At 72.0% G+C, this 5,034-nt stretch carries 4 protein-coding genes; all 4 read right to left on the reverse strand.

Features of this window, described 5'->3' with window-relative positions; all coding sequences use genetic code 11:
* Positions 1–99: 99 nt before the first annotated feature.
* A complete protein-coding gene (locus ACFVW8_RS38405) occupies positions 100–1,308 on the reverse strand; it encodes an amidohydrolase (RefSeq protein ID WP_389698570.1) in 1,209 nt (402 codons plus the stop codon).
* Positions 1,309–1,370: 62 nt separating this feature from the next.
* Entirely contained in the window at positions 1,371–2,039 is a 669-nt protein-coding gene (locus ACFVW8_RS38410) for a GntR family transcriptional regulator (RefSeq protein ID WP_389698572.1), read from the reverse strand.
* Entirely contained in the window at positions 2,036–3,511 is a 1,476-nt protein-coding gene (locus ACFVW8_RS38415; RefSeq protein ID WP_389698574.1) for a chlorohydrolase family protein, read from the reverse strand. Before ACFVW8_RS38415 ends, ACFVW8_RS38410 begins: the two co-directional genes overlap by 4 nt.
* Before the next feature lie 220 nt (positions 3,512–3,731).
* Positions 3,732–5,034: ABC-F family ATP-binding cassette domain-containing protein (locus ACFVW8_RS38420; protein WP_389698576.1), on the reverse strand; the 1,303-nt coding region annotated here is incomplete at its 5' end.

A 5,034-nucleotide genomic window follows, 5' to 3' on the forward strand; every position in this document is an offset into this window, starting at 1 on the left:
GGGGGGGGGGGGGCGGGGGTCTCCCCCCCGGGGCTCCCCCCCCCCCCCCCCCGGCCCCCCCCCCCCTGGGGGGGGACGGGCTCCTGGGTGTGCGGCAGGTCAGCCGACCAGCTCCAGGCCGTCCGCGACGACCCGGCCGGCGTGCAGGACCGTGCGGTCGTCGCTGCGGTCCATCACCGCGGACGCCACGGTCTCGCCCTCGACCAGCAGCAGATCGGCACTGTCGCCGACGGCGAGGCCGGGACGGTCGGAGACGGACGACAGGCGGGGCAGGTCCGCGTGCAGGATCGAGGCACCGCCTCGGCTCGCGACGGCGACGCAGTGCTCGATCAGTTCGTCGGCCCGGTAGCGGTTGGTGAAGGCGAGCTGCCAAGCGCGGTCCAGCATGTCGCCGTTGCCGTAGGGCGACCAGAAGTCGCGCTGGCCGTCCTCCCCCAGGCCGACCCGCACACCGGCGGCGGTCAGCTGCGCCATCGGCAGGGCGTTCTGCTGCTGGGCCGGTGCGATGGTCGCCATCGCGATGTCCAGTTCGGCGAACTCCTCGATGAGGCGGCGGGTGGTCGCCTCATCGACGGTGCCGAGTTCGTAGGCGTGCGAGAGCGTCACCTGACCGGCCATGTCCAGGGCGCGCACCCGCTCCAGGATGAGGTCGACGCTGAAGACGCCGAGTGCGCCCGGCTCGTGCAGGTGGATGTCGACCGGCGCCCGGTGGCGCTCGGCCAGGTCGAACACGATGTCGAGGTGGCGTACCGGGTCACGGTCCAGGGTGCACGGGTCGATGCCGCCGACCACGGCCGCGCCCGCGGACATGGCCCGGTCCATCAGCTCCGGCACGCCCTTCTCCTTGAGCAGACCGGCCTGCGGGAAGGCCATGATCTCGACCTCGCAGCGGCCGGCGTGCGCCTCCTTGGCGGCGAGGACGCCCTCCAGCCGCTCCAGACCGCAGTCCGCGTCGATCTGGGCGTAGCTGCGCACACGGGTCGTGCCGCGCTCGATCATGCGGCCCAGGGTGTACGTGGCGCGCTCGGCGACGCTCCACTCGTCCTCGCGCCAGTGCGCGCGGTCGTTCATCGTCATGCCCCAGACACCGGGGGCGCCGGTGTGCGGGCGGAAAGGCAGTCCCATGCGGGTGGAGTCGAGGTGGCAGTGGACGTCCGAGAAGGACGGGAGCGCGAGTCGCCCCCGTCCGGCCACGGTGTCGTCGGCGGCACGGCTCGGGTCGTGCGGGGTGAGCGCGGCTATCACGCCGTCCCTGATCTCGATGTCGCAGGGCTCGCCGCCCCAGGGACGGACGTCTCGGACGAGCATGTGGTGCCTTTCCTTGTTCGGTCGAACGGTATGAAGTTGTTGAACGTCTGGAAGCCTGTGGGTCACTCCGCCGGAAGCACCTCGGCCAGGGTCGCGAGCGAGGGACCGCGGCCCCGCTCGATGTGCGCGTAGGCGAGGGCGTCGGCCAGGTCGGGCTTGCCCGCGTAGATAGCCGCGCAGATGTCCTGGTGCTCGGTGCACTGGACGCGCGGGTCGAGGCCGCCGGTGAGGGTGAACAGCCACTGCACCAGGCCGAGTGAGGGTTGCAGGGCGTCCTGGAGCAGCCGGTTTCCGGTCATCGCGACGATCTCCGCGTGCAGGGCGGTGTTGGCGGCCGGAATCCCGTGGGCGTCGCCGCGCCGGGTGGCGTCTTCGGCCGCTTCCATGAGTTCGCGCAGCCGTTCGCCGCCACGGCCGCCGGCGCAGGCCTCCGCCGCCCTCCGGGCGGCGAACACCTCGAGGCTCAGCCGGAGGTCGAAGAGCTCGGCCACATCGCGCAGCGAGAGGTTGCGCACGGACGCGCCGCGCCGCGGGGAGATCACCACGAGCCCTTCGCCGGTCAGCCGGGTGAGCGCCTCCCGGACGGGGATGCGCGAGAAGCCCAGCGCCTCGGAGAGTTCGCGCTCCCGCAGGCGCCCGCCGGGCGGGTACTCGCCGGACAGGATGCGGGCGCGGATCGTCCGTTCGGCGTGATCGACATGGGACGCACCGGACTCGGGTGAATCGGTCATCGTGAGGTCTCCTCGTACGGCTGGAACGTCGGCGGGAACAGTTCGCCCGCACCTCGGCGGTGCAGGTCGCGTTCGCCGTAGGCCGCGCGCATTGTCTCGAACAGGGACTGGGCCCGGCGCCGCAGGTTCGCCAGGTCGATGCCCGGTATCCGGCCGTCGGTCATGACGGGTCGTCCCGCCACGACGGAGTGGGAAGCCTGCCGGGCGGTGCCGTTGAGCAGCAGCGTGCGGACGGGGTCGTCCTGGACGCCGTCGCGGATGTCGTCCAGCCGGAACGCCACCAGGTCCGCCTGCGCGCCGGGCTCCAGCCGCCCGAGGTCGGCGCGCCCCAGTGCGCGCGCACCGCCGAGCGTGGCCGCCTCGACGTAGTGCTCGGCGGGGGCGGCGTCCGTGCGTCCGTCGACGACCTTGGCGAGATGAACGCCGGCGTCCATGCCACGGATCAGGTCCGGCGGAAAGGAGTCGGTGCCCAGGCACAGATTGATGCCGGCCCGCCGGTAGGCGTCGAAGGAGTGCAGCACCTGGCCGTAGCGCAGCGAGGTCTGCGGGCAGTGGACGACGGAGACGTCCGCTGCCGCGAGTACGGCCAGGTCGCCGCGGTCCTCGCCGTGCGCATCGGGGTGGCGGTCGGTCACGATGCCGTGCGGCACGAGGAGCCGCGTGTCCAGCAGCCCGGTACGGGCGAGCAGCCCCAGGGGTGTGGTGCCGTGCAGCTCCCGTACGAGATCGCGTTCGGCCATGCCCTGGAGGCAGTGCAGCCGTACGAGGACATCGCGCTGCCGGGCGGTCGCGGCGGTCTCGCGCAGGAGGTCCTCGGTGAGCGTTTCGATACGGCACGGCAGGAGCACCCCGTTGACCAGCGGGTCGCCGAGGGCGGCGGTGTGGTCGAGGAAGCGGACGGCGTCCCGCAGCCCTTCGCGGCCGCGTTCCTCGTCGAAGGCGACCCCGCGGCCGCCGTCGGGCAGCGCGACGTTGACGCCCGACCGGTACGCGGGACCCAGATAGCCGCGCAGGCCGATGCGCCGGGAGGTCCGCGCCATCGCGACGAGTTCGTCGTACGGCTCCGCCCAGGCGCTGTGCACCTCCGACGCGATGGGCATGTAGGTGGTGATGCCGTGCAGCGCCAGCTGGACGAGTGCGTACTCGCGGACGGTGGCCCGTTCCGCCGGAGTGAAGACATGCCGGCGGCGGTGGTCGAAGTAGTCCTGGGACCAGAGGAGTCCGGCGGCGAGCTCGCGCGGCCCCCAGGAGTCGAGGACGAGGTGGTCGATGTCGGTGAGGGCGTCCAGATCGATGAGTCCGGGCATCACCAGTGCCTCGCCGAGGTCCAGTTCCACATCCACCGGGCCGTCGTACCCCGTGCCGACGTAGAGGATCGTGTCGTCCTCCCACACGATCTCTCCGTCACGCAGCAGCGCGTGCCCGCCGTCGCGGTGGGCGAGGACGTGGGTGGCGCGCCAGCGGGTTCGCACGGGGCCTCCTGCGGGTGCGGGGTACCGGACCGCTCCGGCCGGACGGCAGTCCTCGCGCCGGAGCAAGGCGACAGTAGCACTTGGCATACCAAGCGCTCGCGCCTTCAGGAGTTAAGTGAAGTAGATCCGAAATATTCCCGGTATGAACGTACCGGCTGGGACGGAAGAGGCCATATGGCATACCAGCGCGCTGATCAGATCCGAGGCGGCGGGGCCCGGGTCAGCTCTCCGTGAGCCGTCCGGCCGCCACCTCGACGCGACGTGTCGTGCGGACCGCCTCCAGCATCCGGCGGTCATGCGTGACCAGCAGCAGTGTCCCCGTGTACGAGTCGAGCGCCGACTCCAGCTGCTCGATCGCGGGCAGGTCCAGATGGTTCGTGGGCTCGTCGAGGACGAGGAGGTTGACGCCGCGGCCCTGGAGCAGGGCGAGAGCCGCCCGGGTCCGTTCGCCGGGCGAGAGGGTCGTCGCGGGCCGCATCACATGGTCGGCGCGCAGCCCGAACTTGGCGAGCAGGGTGCGGACCTCGGCCGGCTCCGTGTCGGGAACGGCGGCGCAGAACGCCTCCAGCAGGGACTCCGTACCGTGGAACAGCTTCCGGGCCTGGTCCACCTCGCCGACGACCACGCCCGACCCCAGGCTCGCGTGCCCCGAGTCCAGCGGGAGACGGCCGAGCAGGGCGGCGAGCAGCGTCGACTTGCCGGCACCGTTGGCGCCGGTGATGGCGATCCGGTCCGCCCAGTCGATCTGGAGCGAGGCCGGCCCGAACGCGAAGTCGCCGAGGACGACCTGCGCCTCACGCAGCGTCGCCACGACCGAGCCGGAGCGCGGGGCGGAGGCGATCTCCATCCGCAGCTCCCACTCCTTGCGCGGCTCGTCCACGACATCGAGGCGCTCGATCATGCGCTGGGTCTGGCGGGCCTTGGCGGCCTGCTTCTCGCTCGACTCGCTGCGGAACTTGCGGGCCATCTTGTCGGAGTCGGAGGCCTTGCGGCGCGCGTTCCGGACGCCCTTGTCCATCCAGGAGCGCTGCATCATGGCGCGGCCCTCCAGGGCGGAGCGCTTGTCGGCGAACTCCTCGAACTCCTCGCGGGCGTGTTTGCGGGCCCGCTCGCGCTCCTCCAGGTACGCCGCGTATCCGCCGCCGTAGAGGTTGATCTGCTGCTGGGCCAGGTCGAGTTCGAGGACCTTGGTGACCGTGCGCATCAGGAACTCGCGGTCGTGGCTGATGACCACGGTGCCGGCCCGCAGCCCCGAGACGTACCGCTCAAGGCGTTCGAGGCCGTCCAGGTCGAGGTCGTTGGTGGGTTCGTCGAGCAGGAAGACGTCGTAGCGCGAGAGCAGCAGCGAGGCGAGACCGGCGCGGGCCGCCTGACCGCCGGAGAGGGCGGTCATCGGCAGGTCGAGACCGATGGTCAGTCCCAGGTCGGCGGCGACCTCCTCGGCCCGTTCGTCCAGGTCGGCGCCGCCGAGGGCGAGCCAGCGCTCCAGCGATTCGGAGTACGCGTCGTCGGAGCCGGGCGTC

This window comes from Streptomyces sp. NPDC058221 (genome assembly GCF_042882365.1).
Taxonomy (GTDB): domain Bacteria; phylum Actinomycetota; class Actinomycetes; order Streptomycetales; family Streptomycetaceae; genus Streptomyces.

What these genes read in the sequence shown, in the direction of transcription:
- ACFVW8_RS38405 (WP_389698570.1), bottom strand. Translation starts at nt 1,308, where the DNA reads ATGCTCGTCCGAGACGTCCGTCCCTGGGGCGGCGAGCCCTGCGACATC.
- ACFVW8_RS38410 (WP_389698572.1), bottom strand. Translation starts at nt 2,039, where the DNA reads ATGACCGATTCACCCGAGTCCGGTGCGTCCCATGTCGATCACGCCGAA.